The organism is Ensifer sp. Root423 (genome assembly GCF_001426275.1).
Taxonomy (GTDB): Bacteria; Pseudomonadota; Alphaproteobacteria; order Rhizobiales; family Rhizobiaceae; genus Ensifer; species Ensifer adhaerens.
Genome location: NZ_LMEG01000043.1, coordinates 97,034 through 117,804, shown reverse-complemented (window position 1 = coordinate 117,804; position 20,771 = coordinate 97,034). Strand labels below are relative to the sequence as shown.

The 20,771-nt window shown below is 64.9% G+C and carries 20 protein-coding genes and 1 pseudogene; 12 read left to right on the top strand and 9 right to left on the bottom strand.

From position 1 onward, the window contains the following. Positions 1-1,281, top strand: a complete 1,281-nt coding sequence (locus tag ASD01_RS25890; RefSeq protein WP_060644608.1) for a D-tagatose-bisphosphate aldolase, class II, non-catalytic subunit — start codon at positions 1-3, stop codon at positions 1,279-1,281. Between the two features lie 121 nt (positions 1,282-1,402). Further along, positions 1,403-2,419 (top strand): LacI family DNA-binding transcriptional regulator, encoded by a 1,017-nt coding sequence (locus ASD01_RS25885; RefSeq protein ID WP_034805926.1) that lies wholly within the window; start codon positions 1,403-1,405, stop codon positions 2,417-2,419. A gap of 79 nt (positions 2,420-2,498) precedes the next feature. Here ASD01_RS25885 and ASD01_RS36270 read toward each other — a convergent pair whose 3' ends face one another. Beyond that, entirely contained in the window at positions 2,499-2,849 is a 351-nt protein-coding gene (locus ASD01_RS36270; protein WP_244495305.1) for a cysteine hydrolase family protein, read from the bottom strand. On the opposite strand from ASD01_RS36270, the gene ASD01_RS25875 reads away from it, so the two are divergent. Beyond that, positions 2,802-3,446, top strand: coding sequence for a GlxA family transcriptional regulator (locus ASD01_RS25875; RefSeq protein WP_082573038.1), 645 nt, complete (start codon positions 2,802-2,804; stop codon positions 3,444-3,446). The two genes, ASD01_RS36270 and ASD01_RS25875, sit on opposite strands and share 48 nt — an antisense overlap. Positions 3,447-3,483: 37 nt before the next feature. On the opposite strand, the pseudogene ASD01_RS25870 reads toward ASD01_RS25875, so the two are convergent. From ASD01_RS25870 to ASD01_RS25850, 5 genes and pseudogenes are all read right to left on the bottom strand, one after another. Next, positions 3,484-4,730, bottom strand: a pseudogene (locus ASD01_RS25870) (MFS transporter). Continuing rightward, positions 4,730-7,045 (bottom strand): TonB-dependent siderophore receptor, encoded by a 2,316-nt coding sequence (locus tag ASD01_RS25865; protein ID WP_234798790.1) that lies wholly within the window; start codon positions 7,043-7,045, stop codon positions 4,730-4,732. Before ASD01_RS25865 ends, ASD01_RS25870 begins: the two are co-directional and overlap by 1 nt. A 253-nt stretch (positions 7,046-7,298) precedes the next feature. Beyond that, on the bottom strand, positions 7,299-8,249 hold the full coding sequence (locus tag ASD01_RS25860) for a FecR family protein (protein WP_060644607.1): 951 nt from the start codon (positions 8,247-8,249) through the stop codon (positions 7,299-7,301). 100 nt (positions 8,250-8,349) lie between these two features. Further along, positions 8,350-8,856 (bottom strand): sigma-70 family RNA polymerase sigma factor, encoded by a 507-nt coding sequence (locus ASD01_RS25855; RefSeq protein WP_060644605.1) that lies wholly within the window; start codon positions 8,854-8,856, stop codon positions 8,350-8,352. Positions 8,857-9,069: 213 nt separating this feature from the next. Further along, a complete protein-coding gene (locus tag ASD01_RS25850) occupies positions 9,070-9,987 on the bottom strand; it encodes a LysR family transcriptional regulator (RefSeq protein WP_060644604.1) in 918 nt (305 codons plus the stop codon). Positions 9,988-10,251: 264 nt separating this feature from the next. Between ASD01_RS25850 and ASD01_RS36980 the strand changes: the two genes are divergently transcribed. The 5 genes from ASD01_RS36980 to ASD01_RS25825 all read left to right on the top strand — a co-directional run bounded on the left by ASD01_RS36980 (position 10,252) and on the right by ASD01_RS25825 (position 14,590). After that, positions 10,252-10,485: a VOC family protein gene (locus ASD01_RS36980; RefSeq protein ID WP_244495304.1), complete on the top strand. Its 234-nt coding sequence runs from the start codon at positions 10,252-10,254 to the stop codon at positions 10,483-10,485. Beyond that, positions 10,472-11,143, top strand: coding sequence for an SDR family oxidoreductase (locus tag ASD01_RS25840; protein WP_060644787.1), 672 nt, complete (start codon positions 10,472-10,474; stop codon positions 11,141-11,143). Before ASD01_RS36980 ends, ASD01_RS25840 begins: the two co-directional genes overlap by 14 nt. Before the next feature lie 59 nt (positions 11,144-11,202). Continuing rightward, entirely contained in the window at positions 11,203-12,303 is a 1,101-nt protein-coding gene (locus ASD01_RS25835) for an alkene reductase (RefSeq protein WP_060644603.1), read from the top strand. 41 nt (positions 12,304-12,344) lie between these two features. Then, complete coding sequence (locus ASD01_RS25830) at positions 12,345-13,361, top strand: zinc-binding alcohol dehydrogenase family protein (protein WP_060644600.1); 1,017 nt, start codon at positions 12,345-12,347, stop codon at positions 13,359-13,361. A gap of 347 nt (positions 13,362-13,708) precedes the next feature. Next, positions 13,709-14,590, top strand: a complete 882-nt coding sequence (locus ASD01_RS25825; protein ID WP_063979540.1) for an arginase family protein — start codon at positions 13,709-13,711, stop codon at positions 14,588-14,590. Here the strand turns inward: ASD01_RS25825 and ASD01_RS25820 are convergent. Beyond that, positions 14,553-15,602, bottom strand: a complete 1,050-nt coding sequence (locus ASD01_RS25820) for a serine hydrolase domain-containing protein (protein WP_060644593.1) — start codon at positions 15,600-15,602, stop codon at positions 14,553-14,555. The two genes, ASD01_RS25825 and ASD01_RS25820, sit on opposite strands and share 38 nt — an antisense overlap. A gap of 97 nt (positions 15,603-15,699) precedes the next feature. Continuing rightward, the gene (locus ASD01_RS25815; RefSeq protein ID WP_060530389.1) at positions 15,700-16,272 is read right to left on the bottom strand and encodes a TetR/AcrR family transcriptional regulator; all 573 of its coding nucleotides are present in this window, start codon (positions 16,270-16,272) and stop codon (positions 15,700-15,702) included. An 89-nt stretch (positions 16,273-16,361) separates the two neighbouring features. Between ASD01_RS25815 and ASD01_RS25810 the strand changes: the two genes are divergently transcribed. The 4 genes from ASD01_RS25810 to ASD01_RS25795 all read left to right on the top strand — a co-directional run bounded on the left by ASD01_RS25810 (position 16,362) and on the right by ASD01_RS25795 (position 19,893). Further along, positions 16,362-17,270 (top strand): SDR family oxidoreductase, encoded by a 909-nt coding sequence (locus ASD01_RS25810; protein WP_060644592.1) that lies wholly within the window; start codon positions 16,362-16,364, stop codon positions 17,268-17,270. Between the two features lie 122 nt (positions 17,271-17,392). After that, the gene (locus ASD01_RS25805; protein WP_034805462.1) at positions 17,393-17,647 is read left to right on the top strand and encodes a hypothetical protein; all 255 of its coding nucleotides are present in this window, start codon (positions 17,393-17,395) and stop codon (positions 17,645-17,647) included. Positions 17,648-17,980: 333 nt separating this feature from the next. After that, complete coding sequence (locus ASD01_RS25800) at positions 17,981-18,970, top strand: L,D-transpeptidase family protein (protein WP_060644786.1); 990 nt, start codon at positions 17,981-17,983, stop codon at positions 18,968-18,970. Between the two features lie 83 nt (positions 18,971-19,053). Continuing rightward, complete coding sequence (locus ASD01_RS25795) at positions 19,054-19,893, top strand: L,D-transpeptidase (protein WP_082566580.1); 840 nt, start codon at positions 19,054-19,056, stop codon at positions 19,891-19,893. Between the two features lie 45 nt (positions 19,894-19,938). Here the strand turns inward: ASD01_RS25795 and ASD01_RS25790 are convergent, their stop codons facing one another. Then, a complete protein-coding gene (locus tag ASD01_RS25790; RefSeq protein WP_060581073.1) occupies positions 19,939-20,655 on the bottom strand; it encodes a L,D-transpeptidase in 717 nt (238 codons plus the stop codon). Between the last annotated feature and the right edge of the window lie 116 nt (positions 20,656-20,771).

Here is a 20,771-nt window from a genome sequence, read left to right as displayed (position 1 = left end):
ATGCAACAGAACCTTCTGATCGACATCGCCCGCTGGTCCGAACGCCCCGGCCCGCGCGGCATACCCTCCGTCTGCTCGGCCCACCCGCTGGTAATCGAAGCCGCCATGCTTCGGGCGCTGAAGGAAGATGCCGCGCTTTTGATCGAGGCGACCTGCAACCAGGTCAACCAGGACGGCGGCTATACCGGCATGACGCCCGCCGATTTCACCCGCTTCGTCGCCGGGATCGCCGATCGTGTCGCCTTCCCGAAGGAAAAGATCATTCTCGGCGGTGACCATCTGGGCCCGAACCCGTGGAAGCACCTGCCGGCGGATGTAGCGATGGACAAGGCCGAGACGATGATCAAGGCCTATGCGCAGGCCGGCTTCACCAAGCTGCATCTCGATACCAGCATGGGCTGCGCCGGCGAGCCGGTGGCTCTGCCCGACGCGGTGACGGCGGAGCGCGCCGCGCGGCTGGCGGCTGCCGCCGAAGCCGCTATTCGCGGCGAAAACCACACCGCTCCCGTCTACATCATCGGCACCGAAGTGCCGGTTCCGGGCGGCGCACTGGAAGAGCTCGACACGCTGGAAGTCACCGCACCCGAGGCGGCGGTCGAGACCGTCTCCATTCATCGCCAGGCGTTTGAAAAGGCCGGCGCTGCCGACGCCTTCGGACGTGTCGTCGGCGCGGTGGTCCAGCCGGGCGTCGAGTTCGGCAACGAGAACGTGATCGCCTATGACCGGGCGAAAGCGGCGAACCTCAGCGCCAGCCTGAAACAGCTCGACGGCGTCGTCTTCGAAGCGCATTCGACCGACTACCAGACACCAGAGGCGCTGCGCGATCTCGTTTCCGACGGCTTTGCCATTCTCAAGGTCGGCCCGGGCCTGACCTTCGCTTTGCGCGAGGCACTCTACGGCCTCGACCAGATCGCCGCCTTCCTTTTCCCCGAGGCGCGCAAGCAGACGCTGGCGGCCGTCACCGAGGAAGTGATGCGCGAGGAGCCGGGCAACTGGGGCAAGTATTACCACGGCTCGGCGGAGGCCCAGCGGCTGCAGCGGCACTTCTCCTATAGCGACCGCATCCGCTATTACTGGCCGCATCCGAAGGTCGCGGCAGCCGTCGAAGAACTTCTGGCACTGCTTGACGGCGTCGTCATCGCGGAAACGCTGATCAGCCAGTATCTCCCCGGCAATTACGAGCGCGTGCGCGACGGTGAAGTCGCGGCTCAAGCAAAACCGCTGGCACTTGCTGCCGTCGATCGGGTTCTCGAGGATTACTTCAGGGCCTGCCGCGCTTAGCGCCCGGCCCTCTGTTCGGTGAATATTTGCGAGCCGGTACTGCCTATCCCCTCGAAATGAACCTATAAACGAAATCAAAACAATATGGGGCACAGCGACCGTGGACAGACAGATCAAGACCATGGAGGATTTTTCGGAGTTCGTCGGCCTGTCGCGCCCGACGGTCTCGAAATACTTCAATGATCCAGGCTCGGTCCGCAAGAAGACCCGCGATGCCATAGAGGCTGCGATCAAGCAGTCGGGTTTTCGCCCGAACATCTTCGCCGTCAACCTGAACCGCCGCCGCACCAACATCCTCGGCGTCATCGTCCCGAACTCGACCGACCCTTTCTACATGGCGCTGACGCGCCGGATCGAACACATCGCCAACCAGGCAGGGTTCCTTGCCTTCGTGCTCTCCTCCGACGGGCGGCCGGAAATGGAAGAGCGGGCGATCGAGACCTTCAAGTCGATGAACGTCGCCGGCGCCATCATCGCGCCGCTCGGCGTGCAGTCGCATCACCGGACGCTGACGGCGCTCGGCGCCAGCATTCCGCTGATCTATGTGGACTCGCCACTCGACGACAGCTCGTCCTTCGTCGGCACCGACAACCGCCAGAGCTTCCGTCTGATGGTCGACTATCTTTGCCGCTCCGGCAGCCCGCCCTGCTACTTCGGCATGCCGCCGGTCAACAACAACGCGATGGCCCGGCGCGACGCCTATCTGGAAGCGATGCAGCAGCTGAAGATGGAGCCGGCACTGGTCGAAACCACGCCGAATGCCGCCTGGGATTTCGAAAAATTCGGCTTCGACGAGACGCTGCGCATCCTCGGCTCCGGCGGCTTTCCAACCAGGACGGTGCTTTGCGCCAACGACCGCGTCGCCTTCGGCGTCATTGCCGCCGCCTTCCAGTCGGGTCTCAAGGTCGGACGCGATGCCGATGCGGATCTGCGCGTCGCCGGCCACGACGACCATCCGCTGTCGCGCTACACCTGCCCGCCGCTGACGACGGTGGCGCAGAACTACAACGAGATCGGTCGTCTGGCGATCGAACTGCTTTTGTTCAAGCTCGGGGAAACCACCGACGACGGCGGCGCCTTCCCCGAGGACGAGCGCATTCTCTTGAGCGCCGAGATCATGCTGCGCGGTTCCGCCTAGCAAGGTCGGGCGACCCGTTCTGTCCGAATGCGACGTCTCAGAAGAGCGCGTTCCAGACAGGCCCGGTTGGGCTGCTCAATCAGGACCGGCGCGCCAGCGCCAGCACCTGATCGGTCGTCAGGATATCGCCGAAGGTGTCATCGATCGTCGCCAACGATGCGCGATGCAGCAGCGCATGCGGAACGACGTCACCTTCCCCCGTATCGAGATCGCGTGTGGCGCAGGCATCCGAAGCGACGATGACGTTGAAGCCGAGCGGCACGGCATCGCGCGCTGCACCGGCAACGCAGGCATGGGTCATCAGCCCTGACATGACGAGCGTATCGACGCCAGCCTGCCTCAACTGGGTGCCGAGATCGACGGCCTCTGCCTCGGCACCTTCGTGCTCGCCGAAGCCGGCCTGCTCGACGGCCGGGCGGCCTCGACGCACTGGGCCTGGGCGGACGAATTCGAGCGTGCCTACCCGCAGGTCGCGCTGAACCGGAACGCGCTCTATCTCGACGAGGGCGATATCCTGACGTCCGCCGGAACGGCCGCGGCGATCGACTGCTGCCTGCACATCGTGCGCAACGACCACGGCGCCGAGATCGCCAACCGCATCGCCCGCCGGCTGGTCGTCGCACCTCATCGTCACGGCGACCAGGCGCAATATATCGAAGCGCCGCTCCCTGCCCCCGGCAGCGGCGACCCGCTCTCAGCGACGACTACCTGGGCGATCGAACATCTCGACGAGCAACTGTCGCTCGAACGGCTGGCCGATCACGCCGGCACGAGTCTCCGCAGCTTCACCCGGCACTTCCGCAAGAAGACGGGAACGACGTTCACGCAATGGGTTCTGGCGCAGCGGTTGGCGGTGGCGCAGCGCCTGCTGGAGACCGGCTCCTGTTCGGTCGATCACGTAGCGGAGATGGCGGGTTTTGGCTCCACCGTCTCCTTCCGCCAGCATTTCACCCGCGCCCTCTCCATCTCGCCAGCCAGCTATCGCCGACAGTTCCGCAACCGGCCAGCACGTGCATCCGCGCCTTAACCGGTCCCTTGCCCGTGTACAACAGGTAGCGCCGGCGTCAGCGCAAGGCGCGCTGCGCGTCGGCCCGCATCGGCGGCCGCACGAGGAACGCCAGCAACGGCACCGCAACCGTTGAAACCCCTGCCGCGCAAATAAAGAAGGCGGAATAGCCGAACCGTTCGGCGATCCAGCCGGCGCCCAAGCCCCCGGCCATGCTGACAAGGCTGTCCATGCATTGGAACAGAGTGAAATCTACGCCCGCCTGGCGCGGATCGGCCCAGCCCATGAACTGTGCATAGAGCGCGACGAAGCCGATCGCCATGACGCCGGAGGAACTGGCGACCGCAAGCGTCATCACCAGCGGTCGCGAGACATCACCGGAGGCGCCGACATAGGCGAACGCGACCAGCATCGTCACCTGCAGGAGCAGCGCGCCGATCAGCACGGCACCGGTACCGCACAGGCGCACGAGCAGACCGCCGAACAAGGCCCCACCGAAGCCGACGAGCATGCTGCCGACACCATTGAGCATACCGACAGAGGCGAGATCGAACCCGTAGTCGATCAGGAAAGGGCCGAGCATGGCAAGGCCCCATTTCTGCGCGGACACATAGATCGCTGCGAGCAGAAGCCTTTGCGCACCTCCGGCCGGGCGAGCGCGGCCTTGAGCGACGGAGTGTGGCTGCGCGCCTCGTTCGTCGGGCGCGAACCGGGCCCGAGCAGGAAAGGCAGACCGAGCCCCAGCACGACGGCGGCCATGATCCACACCGCCGGGGCCCAGCCGAGCCGATCGACGAGCACGAGGAACAGGCCGGCACCGATCGCCGAGCCGACATAGGAGCCGCCGACTTGGGCGGCATTGCCCCAACCGTGATGCTCTTCGGCGAGCGTCTCGACCGCAAAACCGTCGCAGGCGATGTCGACGGTCGAGGTGAAGAGCGCGATGAACACGAGGCAGGCGAGAACGGGGAAGAGCCGCTCCGGGCCGATGAACCCGAGAACCGCCAGCATCAGCGCCGACAGCGTGCCGCCGACGACAATGATGACCGCCGAGCGGTTGCGACCGACCACCGGCAGGCGGAAACGCTCCACCTGCGGCGACCAGAGGAACTTCAGCGCCCAGGGCAGCACCGTCAGATAGACGAGGCCGATCTGGTCGAGCGGGAGGCCTTGCGTCCGCAAGACCGCCGGCAGGCCGAGCATCGTCAGCCCGCCGATCACGCTCTGCGCGACATAGAGCCCACCGACCGCGAAGAAGATCGCGGCCGGCGACGGCCTTGGCTGGACTGCCTTTTCCGACGCCATCAGAAGCGGTAGCGCAGGCTGGCGACGACCTTGCGGCCTTCGTCGAAGTAGCAGAAGCCCGTTGTGCAAAGCTGCTCGACTTCGTCGAAGAGGTTGGTCGCATTGAGCTGAAGCCGCACGCCCTCGAAGTTCGGATTGGCAGCGCCAAGATCGTAGCGCACCGAAGCATCGACAAATGTGCGCGCCTGGTTGTTGAGGACCGGCGTGTGGACGTTGTCGCCGAAGCTCGAGCCGACATAGCGCACGCCTGCGCCGACGCCGAGCCCTTCGAGCGGTCCGGACTGCACCTCGTAGTCCGCCCACAGCGAGAACATGTGGTAGGGCGAGGAGTTCAGCTGGTTGCCGAGCGTTTCCGACGTCAGCTTGGTGATTTCGACGTCGTTGTAGGAGTAGGACGCGATGAAGTTCCAGCCGTTGTCGAGCGAGGCCGTGCCCTCGAGCTCGAAGCCGCGTGACTTCAGATCGAGCTGGCGCAGGAGGTTGAGACCCGATGACGTCTCGTAGACGGTGGCGTTTTCCTGGTCGATGTTGAAGACCGCGGCCGTAATCGTCGCGTTCTGGCCGGGGATCTCGTACTTGACGCCCGCTTCCCATTGCTTGCCGAGCGTCGGCATCGCCGGCGTATCGGTGCCGCCGAGATTGAGGATCACGCCCGGGTTGGAAACGAAGGCCGTGCCGTAGCTGACATAGGGCATCATGCCGTTCGGCAGCACGTAGCCAAGGGCGGCGCGCGCGGTCGTCTCGCTGTCGTCGCGGTTGAAGCGCCTTCCGTCGATGGAATATTTGTTGTCCACCCAGTCGTGGCGCAGGCCCGCCGTCAGGCGCCAGGCCTCATACTCGATCTGGTCCTGGATGTAGATGCCGATGCCGCTTTGCGACTGCTTCTGGGTCGAAGTCAGCTTCGGCACATAGGTGAAGTCGTCGGTGAAGAGATCCGGCCCGCTGCCCTGCTGCGAGGTGTACTTCATGTAGCTGTAGTCGATGCCGGCGATCAGCTGGTGCGCAGCGGCACCCGTGTCGAAGTCGAACTTCAGATAGGTGTCGCTGGCAAGGCCGCTGTTGTCCTCGACGGTCAGGCCCGGATACTTGGCGAACACCCATTCCTGCCGCGTCGAAATGTCGGAGTAGCGCAGCTTGTGGAAGAGCGTGACGCTGTCTGTGAGCTCATGCTCCAGCTCGTAGCCGATGCGCGCCTGCTTCTGGGTGAAATCGTTGAAGCGGGCGTCGCCGCCATAGGTCGGGATCGCGCCGATCGACTTGCCGTCCGGCCCGTAGCGGTTGAGGTAGCCCCAGGTGCCGCCGGTGGTCGAATCCATGTACTCGCCAAGCAGCGTGAACTTGGTGCCCTCGTCCGGCTGCCAGGTGAAAGCGGGCGCGATGAACAGGCGGTCGTCCTTCACCGCCTCGATCTCGGTGCGGCCGTCGCGCGCAAGACCGGTCATGCGGTAGAGCATGGTGCCTTCGTCGTCGAGCGGTCCGGAAACGTCAAAGGCGCCCTGCACGCGACCGAAGGAACCGTATTGCACCTCAACCTCGCGCAGCGGGTCGCTGGTCGGGCGTTTCGAGACGATATCGACGATACCGCCAGACGAGCTGGCGCCGTAGATGGAGGCGGCCGGGCCGCGCAACGTGGCGATTGCCTCGACGCCATAGGGCTCCAGCCGGAACAGGCCGTTGGGGCTTGCGATCTGGCGCAAGCCGTCTCGGAAGATTCCGGTCAGCGTCAGGTCGATGCCGCGCACCTTGAAGGCGTCGAAGCGCGGCTCGGCGCCGTACTGGCCGACGCGGGCGCCGGGTGTATAATTCAGCGCTTCCATCAGGTTCTGGGGCTTCAGGTCCTGCAACTGTTTCTGGCTGATCACTGACATCGACTGCGGCGTCTGCATGACCGGCGTATCGGTCTTGGTGGCGATCCTTGCGGATTTCGCCACGTAGCCGTCAGTCTCGACGATGCCTTCGGCGCCGGTCCGCTCGCCGGTCGCGGTGATCTTTTCCAGTTGCGTTGCGCCATCCCTGACGACGGCGCCGGTGGTGATCGTCGCGTCCGCCGGATCGAAGATCTGCACGGTCGTTGCGCTGACGATGCGGAAGCGAAGCCCGGTCCCGTCGAGCAGTTGCACAACCGCCGCCTCGGTCGCGAGCCTGCCTTCAACGCCCTTGGTCACCTTGCCGCTGGTGAGCGCGCTCGGATAGAGCAGGCGCAGGTCGGCCTGCCGGCCGAGCTTGAGAATGCCCGTTTCAAGGGAGCCCGCGGGAACGGAGATCGCTTTGGACGCCGTGATCGCGGACGGTGCCGCCGTCGCCTGTGCCTGCACTGCGCTCGCGCAGGCGATGAAAGAAACACTGGCGAGCGCCAAGCATGCAAAAGACCGGCGTCGCGATCCACGACCCTGCAAAATTCTCATCCGAGATCCCCTACTCCAACTCCGGGCGGGCCACCTCGAACCAGGTGCAGCGCCGCCACTGCTGACTAAGAGTGTGGGGAGCGCGTTCTCCTGACGTCACCGGACGATTTTTGTCAGAAAAGATTCTTGTAAGGCGCGAAACCGCCTTGCCGCCGGCGTCAACCTAACGCGACTGGACGAGGACCATCAGGCCCGAGAGCCGCAAGACACGGAGCGGCAGACTGGCTTCGAGAACGCTCAGTGCGTCGTCGGTATCGTGCAGATCGAAGATGCCCGACACTTCGAGCGCGCCAGCCTTCTCGTCGATGAGCAGGATCCGGCCGCGGCGGTAGCGCTCGAGCGTCGAAAGGACCTCACGGAGCGGCAGACGGGAGAAGACAAGCTTTCCGTCGCGCCAGGCCGTCCCGGCGGCAACATCCGTCTTCGTCAGGAACAGGCGACCCTGCCGGTCGATCGTTGCCGCTTCGCCGGCGCCCAGGATGGCTTTCTGCCCGGCCGCCTCGACTTCGACACGGCCCTCCTCCACCTTAACGTCGGCCGCTCGGTCCGCCCCCGTCGCGCCAACCGAGTAGCGGGTTCCGAGCGCCGTCGCGCTGATCGAGCCGTCTTCGACCACGAAGGGCCTCTGCGGATTTTTTGCGACGGCGAAGAACGCCTCGCCGCGCAGCAGCCGCACCTTTCTTTGCCCCTGATCATAGTGAACGACGAGCGCCGTGTCGGTGTTGAGGTCCACCTGCGTCCCGTCCTCCAGCGCGATGCGCCTGACCTCGCCGACACCGGTGTAGTAGTCGGCGCGCCAACGGTCGCCATAGGGCGTCGCCAGCGTCAGGATCGCGACGCCTGCGGCAAGACAGAGCCCGACGAACGCTCCGACGCGGCGGCGGCGCTGCGCCCTCAGTTCCCCAAGCCGTCCCTCAGGGATCGACACATCTCCCAGATCGCCCCAGAGCGCCCGCAACTCATCGTAGGCGGCCCGATGATCCGGATCTGTGGCGATCCAGCGCTCGAAGGCCCGGCGGTCGGCATCCGTCGCGTCATCGGACTGCAGCCTCGCAACCCAGGTCGCGGCCGCCTGCAGAATGCTGTCGTCGATGCTGTGGCGGTTGCCGCTCATTCCTGTCTTCCGGTCGATCTGAAAATGCCGTCGGGCGATCCGCTCGGAGAATCGCCTTCATCATCTTAGAGTTGAATGGACGGTTTTGCCTGACGTCGGCTCAGAAAATAATCTCGGCGCGCATTCTCCGGCATTCGAGCAGCGCCCGGATGATGTGCTTTTCGACCATGTTTCTCGATATGCCGAGTTGCTCGGCAATCGCGCCGTTGCTGAGACCGTGCAGGCGGCTGAGGATGAAGACCTGCTGGCAACGGTTCGGAAGCCCCTCGATGGTGCGCGCCATGATCAAAAGGCACTGGCGGGCGTTGACGATGCGATCCTGGATCGGCCTGTCTTCGGCATGCTCGATGCCGTCCTCGTCGGCAACGAACAGCGCCTGCTCGCGCGCGGTGCGCTCGGCGGCGACCCGCGCGACGGAGCGCGCGACCTGGAACAGATAGGCTTGCGGGTTCTCGATCAGCGTCGAGCGCGATGCCTCCAGCATGCGCATGAACGTTTCCTGCGTGGCGTCGACGGCATCCTCGCGACTTCTGAGGCGGCGGCTGAAGAAACGGCGTATCCTGCCCTCTTCCCGTTCGTGGAGCCCCTGCACCATCGCATCGGTCATCAGACTGCCTCTTCATCGCGGGCGCCGCGCGGCCGCCGCCGTAACAAGCGGCAGCGCCGTGCGCCGCCGCTTATGTTGAATGTGTTACTCATGTTTTATAAGTGAAGCCGCGCGCGACCGCAATGCGCTGGCATGCCGCATTGGAAAACGGGGGGCGATACTGTTGCACGACGGCCACGTCGGCAGCGGCCACGGGCGGACGTGTCGCCGGCCCTATGCGTCTCCAATGCGCGTCAGGACAGTCTCGATCGAACCGAGTTCCGAAGCGATCCGCTCGATCAACAGCCGCACCCGGCGTGGCTGGACGTTCGCCGGCGGATAGACGATCTGCAACCCGGTTTCGCCGACCGCAAAATCCTTGAGAAGCTCGACCAGCGCGCCGGAGGCCAGGTCCTCGGCGATGTCCCACACCGACTTCAGGGCGATGCCGTGCCCCGCCCTGCACCACGCCCCCACCAGTCCGCCGTCATTGGCGACGCGACGCCCGCGCACCAGGACCTTGTGCGGCTTGCCATCCACCTGAAAGGCCCATTCGCGGTCGAGATTGGCGCCGAAGCGCATGACGATGCAGTCGTGGCGGGAGAGATCGTCGGGATGCTCCGGCCGGGCCTTAGCTTCGAGATAGGAAGGCGCCGCACAGACGACGCGCCGGTTCTCCCCGAGCGACCGAGACCTCAGCGTGCTGTCGGCAAGCACGCCGTGCCGGATCGCGAAATCCATGCCCTGGCCGACCAGGTCGAGGTAACCGTCGGTGAGATTGAGATCCACCGTCACATCGGGGTGCTCCGCGAGAAAGCGATCGAGGATCGGTACGATGTAGCGCCGCCCCATATCCTCAGGCGCGCTCAGCCGGATCGGCCCCGAGATCGTGCGCGTGCCCGACCGGATGCCGCTCTCCAGTTCGTCGGCCTCCGCCAGCAGCCGGCGGGCGCCGTCCACCAGCAGGCGGCCCTCCTCCGTCAGGCTGATCGCCCGCGTCGTGCGTTTCAGAAGTGCAGCGCCATAGTGGGCCTCGAGAGCTGCCAGCCGCTCGGAGACGGAGGCTGGCGACAACCCCTTCTCGCGGCCGGCGGCGGAAAGCCCACCCTTTTCGACGATCAGAAGGAACAGAGCCAGATTGTCGAGTAGCATTTTTCGCTTTCTCCGAAATATAATTTTGGAAATAAGCCAATTATCCGGATGCACCGCAAGCGCTAAATTTGCTGGCGAAAGGAGACGCGTGATGCACATCGACCACGTCACCATCCGCACCACCGATATCGACGCCACACGCGCGTTCTTCGAGACGGTCTTCGACCTGACCGTCGGCGAGCGTCCGGCAGCTATCGCCGAATCCCCGGCTGCTGGCTCTATGCCGGAGGCAAGCCGATCGTCCACCTCATCGGCAGCCGTGGCGTGGGCTTCGAGCGTGCGGCCGAAGCGATCGATCATGTCGGCTTCCGGTTCGAAGGCTACGCCGCCTTCCGCGCCAAGCTCGACCGGCTCGCCATTCCCTATTCGACCATGGACCTTGCCGACATCGGCGAGCGGCGGCTGTTCCTGCGCGCGCCCGGCGGACCGCTGCTCGAAGCCGTCTTTTCCGAACCCTTTCCCACTCTTCCTCCGGAGAATGACCATGACTTTCACTGACACCACCGTCTCCGTCGTCATCGGCGGCACCAGCGGTATCGGCGCCGCCGTCGCCAAGGCGCTTGCCGAGCGCCCGGGCCGGGTAGAGATCGCCAGCCGCGCCACCGGTCTCGATCTTGCCGATGCCGCGGCAGTGGTCGCCTATTTCCAACAGCTCGGTCCGTTCGATCACCTGATCGTCACGGCTGGCTCCTCGGCGCCGGGCGGCACCGTCGTCGATATCGACCTCGAAGCAGCCAAGGCCGCCTTCGACGTCAAGTACTGGGGCTCGATCCTGCTTGCCCGCGAGGCGGCCAAGAGCATTCGGCCCGGCGGTACGATCACCTTCACCTCGGGTTTTCTCGCCCGCCGAACGGTGCCGGGCACCTTCGTCAAGACGGCGATGAATGCGGCACTCGAAGCAACCGCCAAGGTGCTGGCCAAGGAATTGGCACCGCTGCGGGTGAATGTCGTCAGCCCCGGCCTGACGCGAACGGAAGCCTATGCCGGCATGGCCGGCGAGGCGCGCGACGCGATGTTCGATCGCGCCGCTGCAACACTGCCTGCCGGCCGCGCCGGGCAACCGGAAGATATCGCCAGCGGCTATCTCTTCGCCATCGACAATCCCTTCGTCACCGGCTCGGTCATCGACATCGAAGGCGGCGCACTGATCAACTGACGTGCCTCCCCGTGCTTGGCCCTGCCGCTATGCGACTGCCCCTCACAAAGGATCTCACCATGCCATCGCTCTTTTCTCCGATCCCGCTCGGGTCCTTGACCCTACCCAACCGTGTCGCGCTTGCGCCGATGACGCGGGCGCGAAGCAGCCAGCCGGGCAATGTGCCCAACGCCCTGATGGCCGAGTACTATGCCCAGCGCGCCTCGGCCGGCCTCATCGTCACCGAGGCCACCCAGATCTCGGCGCAGGGCCAGGGCTACTCGTTTACACCCGGCATCCACTCTCCCGCGCAGATCGCCGGCTGGCGGCTCGTCACCGACGCCGTACACCGGGCCGGAGGCCGCATCATGCTGCAACTCTGGCATGTCGGCCGCATGAGCCATGAGAGTTTCCACGACGGCGGACGCCCGGTCGCACCGTCTGCGATTTCGCCGGACGCAAAGGTCTGGGTGGCCGATCCAGAAACCGGCATCGGCGCGATGGTCGACAGCCCCTTGCCGCGCGCCTTGGAGCTGAGCGAGATCGCCGGCATCGTCGAAGATTTCCGCCAGGCGGCGGCCAACGCCATCGAAGCCGGCTTTGACGGCGTCGAGATCCACGGCGCCAACGGCTACCTGATCGACCAGTTCCTGCGCCGCTCGTCCAACCGGCGCGACGACCGCTATGGCGGCCCGGCCGAAAACCGCATCCGCTTCCTGGTCGAGGTCGCCGAGGCGGTCGCCGGCGAGATCGGCGCCTCCCGGGTCGGCATCCGGCTGTCGCCCTATATCACCCAGCGCAACATGAAGGACGACGAGATCATCCCAACGATCCTGAGGGCCTCGGGCGAAATCGACCGCATCGGCCTTGCCTATATCCATCTGGTGGAAGCCGACTGGGACGATGCGCCCTTCATCCCCGACGACTTCCGCCGCGAGCTGCGCGCCACCTATTCCGGCCGCATCATCGTCGCCGGCCGCTATGATCGTAAGAAGGCCGAGGCGATCCTTGCCGCCGGTCTTGCCGACATCGTCGCCTTCGGCCACCCGTTCATCGCCAATCCGGACCTGCCGCGCCGACTGAAAGACGGGCTGCCGCTCGCAAGCTTCCACGGGGCCACGCTTTTCGGCGGCAGCACCGAAGGCTACTCTAGCTATCCGGCACTCGAGCGCGTGGCATGACCGCGGCAATCACACCTCTTCACCCCACAAAGGAGCAACTCATGAAAGCTGTCGCCCTCACCCGCTATCTCCCGGTTTCCGACCCGGAGAGTTTCCTCGATGTGGAGCTCCCGAAGCCGGAGCCCAAAGGGCATGATATCCTGGTCGCGGTCCGCGCCGTCGCGGTCAATCCCGTCGACGTGAAAATGCGCGCGCCGAAGGACAAGGTCGAGGAAACGCCGCGCGTGCTCGGCTGGGACGCAAGCGGCGTGGTCGAGGCCGTCGGTGCTGATGTGACGCTGTTCCAGCCGGGCGACGCCGTCTACTACGCCGGCGACCTGACTCGATCGGGATCCAACCAGCAGTATCAACTGGTCGATGAGCGCATCGTCGGGCGCAAGCCGAAGAGCCTGTCCTTTGCGGAAGCGGCCGCCCTGCCGCTGACGACGATCACCGCCTATGAGGCCTTCTTCGACCGGCTCGGCATCGACCGGGACGGCGCCGACCACGGCCAGTCGATCCTCATCGTCGGTGGCGCCGGCGGCGTCGGCTCGATCGGTATCCAGCTGGCAAAGCGCGCCGGCCTCACCGTCATCGCCACCGCCTCGCGGCCGGAAACCATCGCCTGGGTCAAGGAACTTGGCGCCGACCACGTGGTCAGCCACCGTGAACCGCTGGTCGCGCAGGTCCGCGCGCTCGGCTTTCCCCATGTCGACCACATCGCCATCTTCAACGACATGCGCCACTGGGACGACGCTGTCGAGCTGATCCGGCCGCAAGGCGGCATCGTTTCGATCGACAACACCGACGTGCCCATGCCGATGGCCGGCATGAAGACCAAGGCGGCGAGCCTCCATTGGGAGTTCATGTTCGCCCGCCCGATGCACCAGACGCCCGACATGATCGAACAGCATCGTCTGCTGAGCTTCGTCGCCGACGAGATCGATGCCGGACGGCTGAAGACGACGCTTGCCGAGGTGCTGTCGCCGATCAACGCGGCGAACCTGCGCGAAGCGCATCGCCGCATCGAAACCGGCGCTGCCAAGGGCAAGATCGTCATTGAAGGCTTTGCCGGCTAAGTGCACCAGCTGCCGATTTAAACGAAATCGCTTGCCGCGACATAGATTGCGGCAAGCACCTGTCACCTCTGAAATTTCCGCGGCACCCGCGCCGCGCCAAACGGCCGAGCGACATTGGCGGTCGCCGCGACCCGCGTCGCCCTGTGCACGGCAATCGCATCAACGCTCGCCCCGATGAAATTGCGATCGCGGCGCGATATCGATATATCCACGTAGATATATCGAATCTTCGAGGCTTCCCTTCAAACCAATCCCACAGATCCCCTCGAAAACGCTGAAACAGGCGGGCTTTGCAGGTGCGCCCAATACCGGCGTTAACGCCCACCGAAAATGCAAGGAGAATGCCCGTGCCTTATAAACTCGTCGTCTCCCAGGGACGCATCGCCGACAGAACGTCCGGCGCTATCCCCGGGGCGGCCCTGACGGCCGAAGCGCTGAGCAAGCGCACCGGGCTGCAGCCGACCGTTATCGGCAGCCCGTCACCGGCAAAGGAAGACGACTGGTCGGCAAGCCTGCCTGAGGCCGGGGAGACCCTGGCCGCTTTGCAGGCGGCGATTGCCGCAACACTTGCGCGGGGCAACAAACCACTTTTCATCGCCAATACCTGCTCCGCCAGCCTTGCGACACTGCCGGTCGTCGCGCGGGAACGCGCCGATGCGGTCTTGCTCTGGTTCGATGCCCATGGCGATTTCAACACGCCGCAGACCACCGAAAGCGGCTATCTCGGCGGCATGGTGCTGGCTGCCGCCTGCGGGCTCTGGGAGAGCGGCCACGGCAGCGGGCTGAACCCGGCAAAGGTCGTCATCGTCGGCGCGCGCGACATCGACCCCGCGGAGATGGATTTGCTGCGGCAGGCAGGCGTGTGCATCCTTTCGCCGACAGAAGCGACGCCGGAGGTCATCCTTTCGTTGATCGGCGATGCGCCGGTCTGGATCCATGTCGATTGGGACGTGCTCGAGCCGAAGCATGTGCCGGCCGCCTATGCGATCGGCGATGGCCTCTATCCGCAGACCTTGCGCGCCATCTTCGCGGCGATCCCGAAAGAGCAGATCGCCGGCATCGAACTCGCGGAATTCGAAGCGTCTGAGGCGGCGCTGAAGAATGAAGCTGCGGTCGAATGCCTGCTCGGCGTCGTGGAGCCGTTGCTGGCTTGGCGCGGAGCGGCGTCGAGCCAGCGCCGCCGAAGCCGCGTCACCCGTCCGTTTCCGGATCGGCCTTTACGTTCGTGATGATCTCGCCGAGCACCAGATGCAGCGCGTCGCGGTAGCCGTTGCGGGCCGACGGCCCACTTTCGGCCGATGTCATCACCACCGTCAGATCCAGGTTCGGCACGATGTAGAGCATCTGGCCGCCATAACCCCAGGCGAAATGCACTTCTTCACCGGCGATCTGGCGCTCGAACCAGCCGTAACCGTACTCGTCGCCGGAGAAGCGCGAATTGGTTCGATGCTGCCAGGAGGCCGCGACCCACCCTTCCGACACCAGTTGCTGGCCTGACGCCGTGCGGCCGCCATTGCGATAGAGTTCGCCGAAGGCAAGCAGGGAGCGCGGGCTCATCGCCATCTGGTTGCCGCCAAGGTAGATGCCTTGCGGATCGCGATCCCAGGCCCCGATGCGGAAGCCCTCGAGCGGCCCCAGCCACGCGCGCGCGAGCGCCAGGGTCGACTTGCCGCTGACCTTCGTCAGGATCGCCGAAAGCAGATGGGTCGAGGCGGTGGAATAGAGCATCTCACCACCCGGATCGTCGTCGAAGGGCTGGGCAAGCGCCGTGCGCACCCAGTTCCGGCTGGCGACCCATCGCCCATAGTTCGGCCCCGAGAGACGGCCGAGTCCGGCCTGCATCGAAAGCAAATGACCGATGGTGATGTCGTTGATGCGCGGATCAGGCGAGGCCGGCAGGTCCGCCTTCAGGATCGGCGCGATCTTCTGCTCCGGACCTTCGAGCAGCCGCTTGTCGATGGCGATGCCGACCAGCGCCGAGATGATCGATTTCGACGCCGACTTGATGTTGGTCGAGTCCGTCACGCGGTTGCGGCCGTAACCACGCTCAGCGACGATCTTGCCGTCGCGGGCGACGATCACGGTCTTCAGGGGATCAAGCTCTGACCGTGAGGCCAGTTCGTCCAGCAAGGCCGAAATCGGCGATGGCGTCTGAGCCGCGACCGGCAAGGCGACAAGCGTTGAGACGACGAGTGCCAAAGTGGCGATGCGGGCAACGAGGACTGCGACAAATCTGATCATGGATCAGCATCTAAGACCAGCTTGCGCCGCCGTCATCCACCGCACGGCCATCTCACGGCGATTTGACAGACCGGTGAGCACGCCACTGCCGCAGTTGTCAGCCTGCCGGCCGTCTCGCAAAAGCTTCGACGAAGCGCGTCAGGCTCTGCTCGACAAAGGCCGTGACCGGCACCTGCGGGTCGAAGCTCCACCAGAGCAAGGATCCCTGCCATTGCGACGCCATCAGCAGACCGAGCCCCGGGCTCGCAGCGGGAAGGCCGGCGAGGCATTCGTCGAGCACGCCCGAGAGCACGTCGCGCCACTTTGCGCCGCGGGCACGGAGCAACGGATCGCGCAGGTCCTCCCGCAGAATCCGGAGGTCGTCGGCATAGCTGTCGATACCGCCATAATCGCCCGAGAGGCCGACGAGCAGCGCGATGGCGCCCTCCGGCGTCCGCGGCACGCTCGCAATCAGCTCCGCTGTCTGCCCGTCCAGCCCGTCCCAGGCCTGGCTGAGCGCCCGCTGGATCAGCTTCGCCTTGTTCTCGAAGCGCTGCACCAGCGTGGCGCCGGAAAGGCCCGTACGTGCAGCCAGCGCCGCGAAGGTCAGGCCATCTGGACCATCGGCCCGCATCAATGCGAAGGCGGCGGCCAGCAGCTCTTCGTCAGGCATGGTTTTTGGGCGAGGCATCTTGACTCTCATTTATAACCGAACAATCATTTATATATCACCCGAGCAGGAAAACGCCAGCCGGCAAGCGGCCGCGAAGGAGAAGAATCATGACACTCGAAGCAAAAGTCGCCCTCGTCGCTGGCGCGACGCGCGGCGGCGGACGCGGCATCGCGACCGAACTTGGCGCCGCCGGCGCCACCGTTTACGTAACCGGCCGCACCACGCGGCAACAGCAATCCGATTACGGGCGTCCCGAAACGATCGAGGAAACCGCCGAGATCGTCACCAGCCTCGGCGGCAAGGGCATTCCCGCCCAAGTCGACCATCTGCAGCCGGCGCAGGTACAGGCGCTTGTCGAGCGCATCCGCAGCGAACAGGGACGGCTCGACATCCTCGTCAATGACGTCTGGGGCGGCGAGTTGCTGTTCGAGTGGAACAAGTCGGTCTGGGAGCACAATCTCGAAAACGGGTTGAAGCTCCTGCATCTCGGCGTCGATACGCACCTGATCACCGCCCACTATGCCCTGCCGCTGATGATCGAGAAGCCCGGCGGCCTCTTGGTCGAGGTGACCGACGGCACCGCCGAATACAATGCCGAGAACTACCGGCTGTCGCCGTTCTACGACCTTGCCAAGGTTTCAGCGAACCGCATGGCCTGGGCCCACGCCAAGGACCTTTCGCCGCACGGCGCAACCGCGGTTTCGATCACGCCCGGCTGGATGCGGTCGGAGATGATGCTCGAACATTTCGAGGTCGGTGAAGACAACTGGCAGGACGCCACAAAGAACCAGCCGCACTTCGCCATTTCGGAAACGCCACGTTTCGTCGGCCGCGCCATCGCGGCGCTCGCGGCCGATCCGGACAAGTCCCGCTGGAACGGCCAGTCGCTGTCGAGCGGCGGGCTGGCGCAGGTCTACGGGTTTTCCGATCTCGACGGCTCGCGGCCCGATTGCTGGCGCTACATGCGCGAGGTGATGGAGGCGAACAAGCCGGCCGACGCAACCGGCTATCGTTAGGCGTTGCCGCCAAAACCCGTCACCGGCAAACTTGAAACGACGGGCGGCCTCCTATAGTTCGGTGTTTCGGGCAACCAAGCGCCGCCGCCCGGATGTGGCAGCGCTATCGAGTGTGATTGAACATGGCATCGCGGGATCGGTATTCGAGAAAGCTGGAATGCGCCAAATGCGGAGCCGCCGGCTTCGCCGAAGCGTCGGAAAACGACAAAGGCAAGGGCAGCAATCGCGGCTTTACCATCGACGTGATGCCCAAGGGCTTCTCGACTGAACGCACCTCTCCCGACCCCGCCAAGCACATGGTGCGCTGCCGCTGCGGCAACGTCTTTGCCTTCAAGCAGAAGACCGTCTATGCGCCCGGCAGTGAGCCGCGGGACTGACGCAGCGGGACTTTTCCGGCGCCCGCGTTGAGAAAAAATTCACCATCTTGTCTCAACATCGACCCAATCGGCGGTCAGCTATGGCAGCGCGCGTTCAAGAATTTTTGATCGCGAGCACCTTGGACAAAGGCTTGCAGCCAGGGCTGTCACCGCTTAATCGCTGAACTTGAGGCTGAACCGAACTGCGTCGAACGCAACCGGCCGGCACACACGCCACACGAAGGACGCTTGGTGGCGGAAGCATTTCCAGGAGCCCGCATGCGGCGCGAGACGATCAAGAGCCCTTCTTCCGAGACACCTCAGGCCGGCAGGATATTCGCGCAGGTACGACGGATGCGGCATGCCTTGGCGATCGGCGCGATCGCCCTGGCGCTGTCCGGCTGCATGGCGCTCGACGCCGACGACGTGCGCGAGCCACCGCCGATCCCGGCCAAGCTGATCGCCGCCATGGCGAAGAACGGCAGCAAGCCGGAAAGCCCGGTGTTGATCCGCATCTTCAAGCAGGAAAGCGAACTCGAGGTCTGGAAGCAAAACAAACAGGGCCAGTACGCCCTGTTGAAGAGCTATCCCATGTGCCGCTGGTCCGGAAAGCTCGGCCCGAAGATGAAGGCCGGCGATCGCCAGGCGCCGGAAGGTTTCTACCACGTCTCCGCCGGCATGCTGAACCCGAAATCGCAATATTTCCTGTCGTTTAACCTCGGATACCCGAACCGGCTGGAATCGGCGTTCGGCTACACCGGTGAAGCGCTGATGGTGCACGGCGCCTGCTCGTCGTCCGGCTGCTACGCCATGACCGACCAGGGTGTCGGCGAAATCTATTCCGTGGTGCAACGCGCGCTCGCCGGCGGCCAGGGCACGTTCCAGGTTCAGGCCTATCCCTTCCGCATGACGGCGGAGAACATGGCCAAACACCGCGGCGACCCGAATTTCGACTTCTGGAAGAACATCAAGCAGGGCTACGACATCTTCGAGGCGACGAAGCGTCAGCCGAAGGTTTCGGCCTGCGGCCGCCGCTACGTCTTCAACACCGATTTCGCCGATGGCGAACCGTCCGACCCGCTTGCCGCCTGCCCGGCGGCGATCTCCACGCCCGATGCCGGGCTGGTGGCGCGACTGCAATCGGAGGACGCGAAGCTCGCCGGCATGATGACCAACCAGACGTCGGCGCCGCTGAACGCCTATGTCGATGGCGGCATGCATCCGAGCTTCCGGGCGCTTCTTGAGAAAAACGGTGCTGAAAAGCTGGCCGCGAAGATCTCGGGAACTAAGTATCCTATCAGCCGACCCGAAGCGGCGCTGGCGGACCCCTACGCCGGCCTGTGATCGTTCCGTCGGCTGGCGACGCACAATTGACTTAAAAGGTCGGTTGCATCGCCGGTAGCGAATAGAGGACGATCGAGGATTACATGCCCGAAAGAGAGTTCCGCCGCCGCGCCTTCCTGCAGCTTTCCGCCGGGTTGGCGGCCGTTGGTCTCGCCGGCTGCGCCTCGCCGCGGCCTACTGTGACGCGCTCCTATGCGCCGGAACCGGTTCCCGAGACCAACACGTTCCTGGCCGACATGTACGGCGAGAAGCCGAACGAGCCCTACCCGCTGCCGGCCATTCCCTACGAGAAGATCGATCCGCGCTTCTACCGCCAGATGGTCGCCGATCCGACCGGCGAAAAGCCGGGAACGCTGGTCGTCGACGTCGGCAGCCACTTTCTCTATAGGGTCTATGAAGGCGGCCAGGCGATGCGCTACGGCGTCGGCCTCGGGCGTGCCGGTTTCGCCTGGGCCGGGCGCGGCGTCATCCAGTACAAGCGCGAATGGCCCCGCTGGAAGCCGCCGAACGAGATGGTGGCGCGCCAGCCCGAGCTGCAGCAATTCAGCATCGAGGCGGGCGGCATGGATCCCGGCCTCAAGAACCCGCTCGGCGCCCGCGCCATGTACATCTTCCAGAACGGCGAAGACACGCTCTACCGCATTCACGGCTCGCCGGAATGGTGGACGATCGGCAAGTCGGTGTCGTCGGGCTGCGTGCGCATGATCAACCAGGACGTCGTCGATCTCTACAACCGCGTGCCGAACGGCACGCCGATCGTCGTCACCGATCTCTCGGGCGGCGGCATGGTGCAATCGCAGCCGATGCAGGACGCGCAACCCCTGCCGGATGGGCAACCATTGCCGGACTCCCAGCCGGTGCAGCGGTCGCCCGACTATATGCTGATGGGGCCGGACGGGCTGCCGCTTCCGCAGCCACTTTGAGGCATCCGTCCGGCAAGGGCGCAGAAATTACCAGATTGTCGCCCATCACAGGACGAGCAGCGGCGTCTTGCCTCTGACGCGATCATAGAGATCGATCGCGTCCTGCTGCAGCATCCGCACGCAGCCCGCCGACGCATTCTTGCCGATCGAGCGCCACTGCGGCGAGCCGTGGATGCGGTAAAGCGTATCCTGGCCGTCCTGGAAGATATACATGGCGCGGGCGCCGAGCGGATTGTCGAGGCCCGGATCCATGCCGCCGGCATCGATGCCGTATTTCTTGAGGTGCGGCTGGCGTGCGACCATGTCGTCGGGCACCGTCCAGCGCGGCCACTTGCGCTTCCACTGCACCACGGCACGCCCCTTCCAGGCGCGGCCGGCTGCACCAAGACCGACGCCGTAACGGATGGCGCGGCCGCCGGGCAGGACGTAGTAGAGGAACATCGTCTGGGTATCGACGACGATCGAATGGGGCGGCTCGTTGGTGGCATAGGCCACTTCCTGGCGCAGGAACTGCGGCTTGATCTCGGTGTGCTGGATGCCCGGGACGTCGTAGCCTTCGTCCTTCACCGGCGCGTAGATTCTGGCATAGTCGAAGGTCTTCGTCGGCACGCCCGCCGCATCCGCCGCCTTTTCCGGCGAGCCGCCATCACCGCCGATCGGCTCGATCAGCTTCGGTTTCGGTTCGGGTTTCGGGATCTGCGTGCAGGCGCTCAAAACAGAGCTGGCGATCACCGCGAGCAGCGACCGGCGGGACAAATTCATCGACACTGTATTCAATTCCAGGGTTGGAGATTTCGGTTGGGAGGTCCGAGGGAAGGCCCAAGCCTGTTGGGCCGAACCGTGACCGAAATGTGGTGAAAATCTTTCTTTGGCGTGGA

What these genes read in the sequence shown, in the direction of transcription:
- ASD01_RS25890 (WP_060644608.1), top strand. Translation starts at nt 1, where the DNA reads ATGCAACAGAACCTTCTGATCGACATCGCCCGCTGGTCCGAACGCCCC.
- ASD01_RS25885 (WP_034805926.1), top strand. Translation starts at nt 1,403, where the DNA reads ATGGAGGATTTTTCGGAGTTCGTCGGCCTGTCGCGCCCGACGGTCTCG.
- ASD01_RS25860 (WP_060644607.1), bottom strand. Translation starts at nt 8,249, where the DNA reads ATGAGCGGCAACCGCCACAGCATCGACGACAGCATTCTGCAGGCGGCC.
- ASD01_RS25855 (WP_060644605.1), bottom strand. Translation starts at nt 8,856, where the DNA reads ATGACCGATGCGATGGTGCAGGGGCTCCACGAACGGGAAGAGGGCAGG.
- ASD01_RS25850 (WP_060644604.1), bottom strand. Translation starts at nt 9,987, where the DNA reads ATGCTACTCGACAATCTGGCTCTGTTCCTTCTGATCGTCGAAAAGGGT.
- ASD01_RS25840 (WP_060644787.1), top strand. Translation starts at nt 10,472, where the DNA reads ATGACTTTCACTGACACCACCGTCTCCGTCGTCATCGGCGGCACCAGC.
- ASD01_RS25835 (WP_060644603.1), top strand. Translation starts at nt 11,203, where the DNA reads ATGCCATCGCTCTTTTCTCCGATCCCGCTCGGGTCCTTGACCCTACCC.
- ASD01_RS25830 (WP_060644600.1), top strand. Translation starts at nt 12,345, where the DNA reads ATGAAAGCTGTCGCCCTCACCCGCTATCTCCCGGTTTCCGACCCGGAG.
- ASD01_RS25820 (WP_060644593.1), bottom strand. Translation starts at nt 15,602, where the DNA reads ATGATCAGATTTGTCGCAGTCCTCGTTGCCCGCATCGCCACTTTGGCA.
- ASD01_RS25815 (WP_060530389.1), bottom strand. Translation starts at nt 16,272, where the DNA reads ATGCCTCGCCCAAAAACCATGCCTGACGAAGAGCTGCTGGCCGCCGCC.
- ASD01_RS25810 (WP_060644592.1), top strand. Translation starts at nt 16,362, where the DNA reads ATGACACTCGAAGCAAAAGTCGCCCTCGTCGCTGGCGCGACGCGCGGC.
- ASD01_RS25805 (WP_034805462.1), top strand. Translation starts at nt 17,393, where the DNA reads ATGGCATCGCGGGATCGGTATTCGAGAAAGCTGGAATGCGCCAAATGC.
- ASD01_RS25800 (WP_060644786.1), top strand. Translation starts at nt 17,981, where the DNA reads ATGCGGCATGCCTTGGCGATCGGCGCGATCGCCCTGGCGCTGTCCGGC.
- ASD01_RS25795 (WP_082566580.1), top strand. Translation starts at nt 19,054, where the DNA reads ATGCCCGAAAGAGAGTTCCGCCGCCGCGCCTTCCTGCAGCTTTCCGCC.
- ASD01_RS25790 (WP_060581073.1), bottom strand. Translation starts at nt 20,655, where the DNA reads ATGAATTTGTCCCGCCGGTCGCTGCTCGCGGTGATCGCCAGCTCTGTT.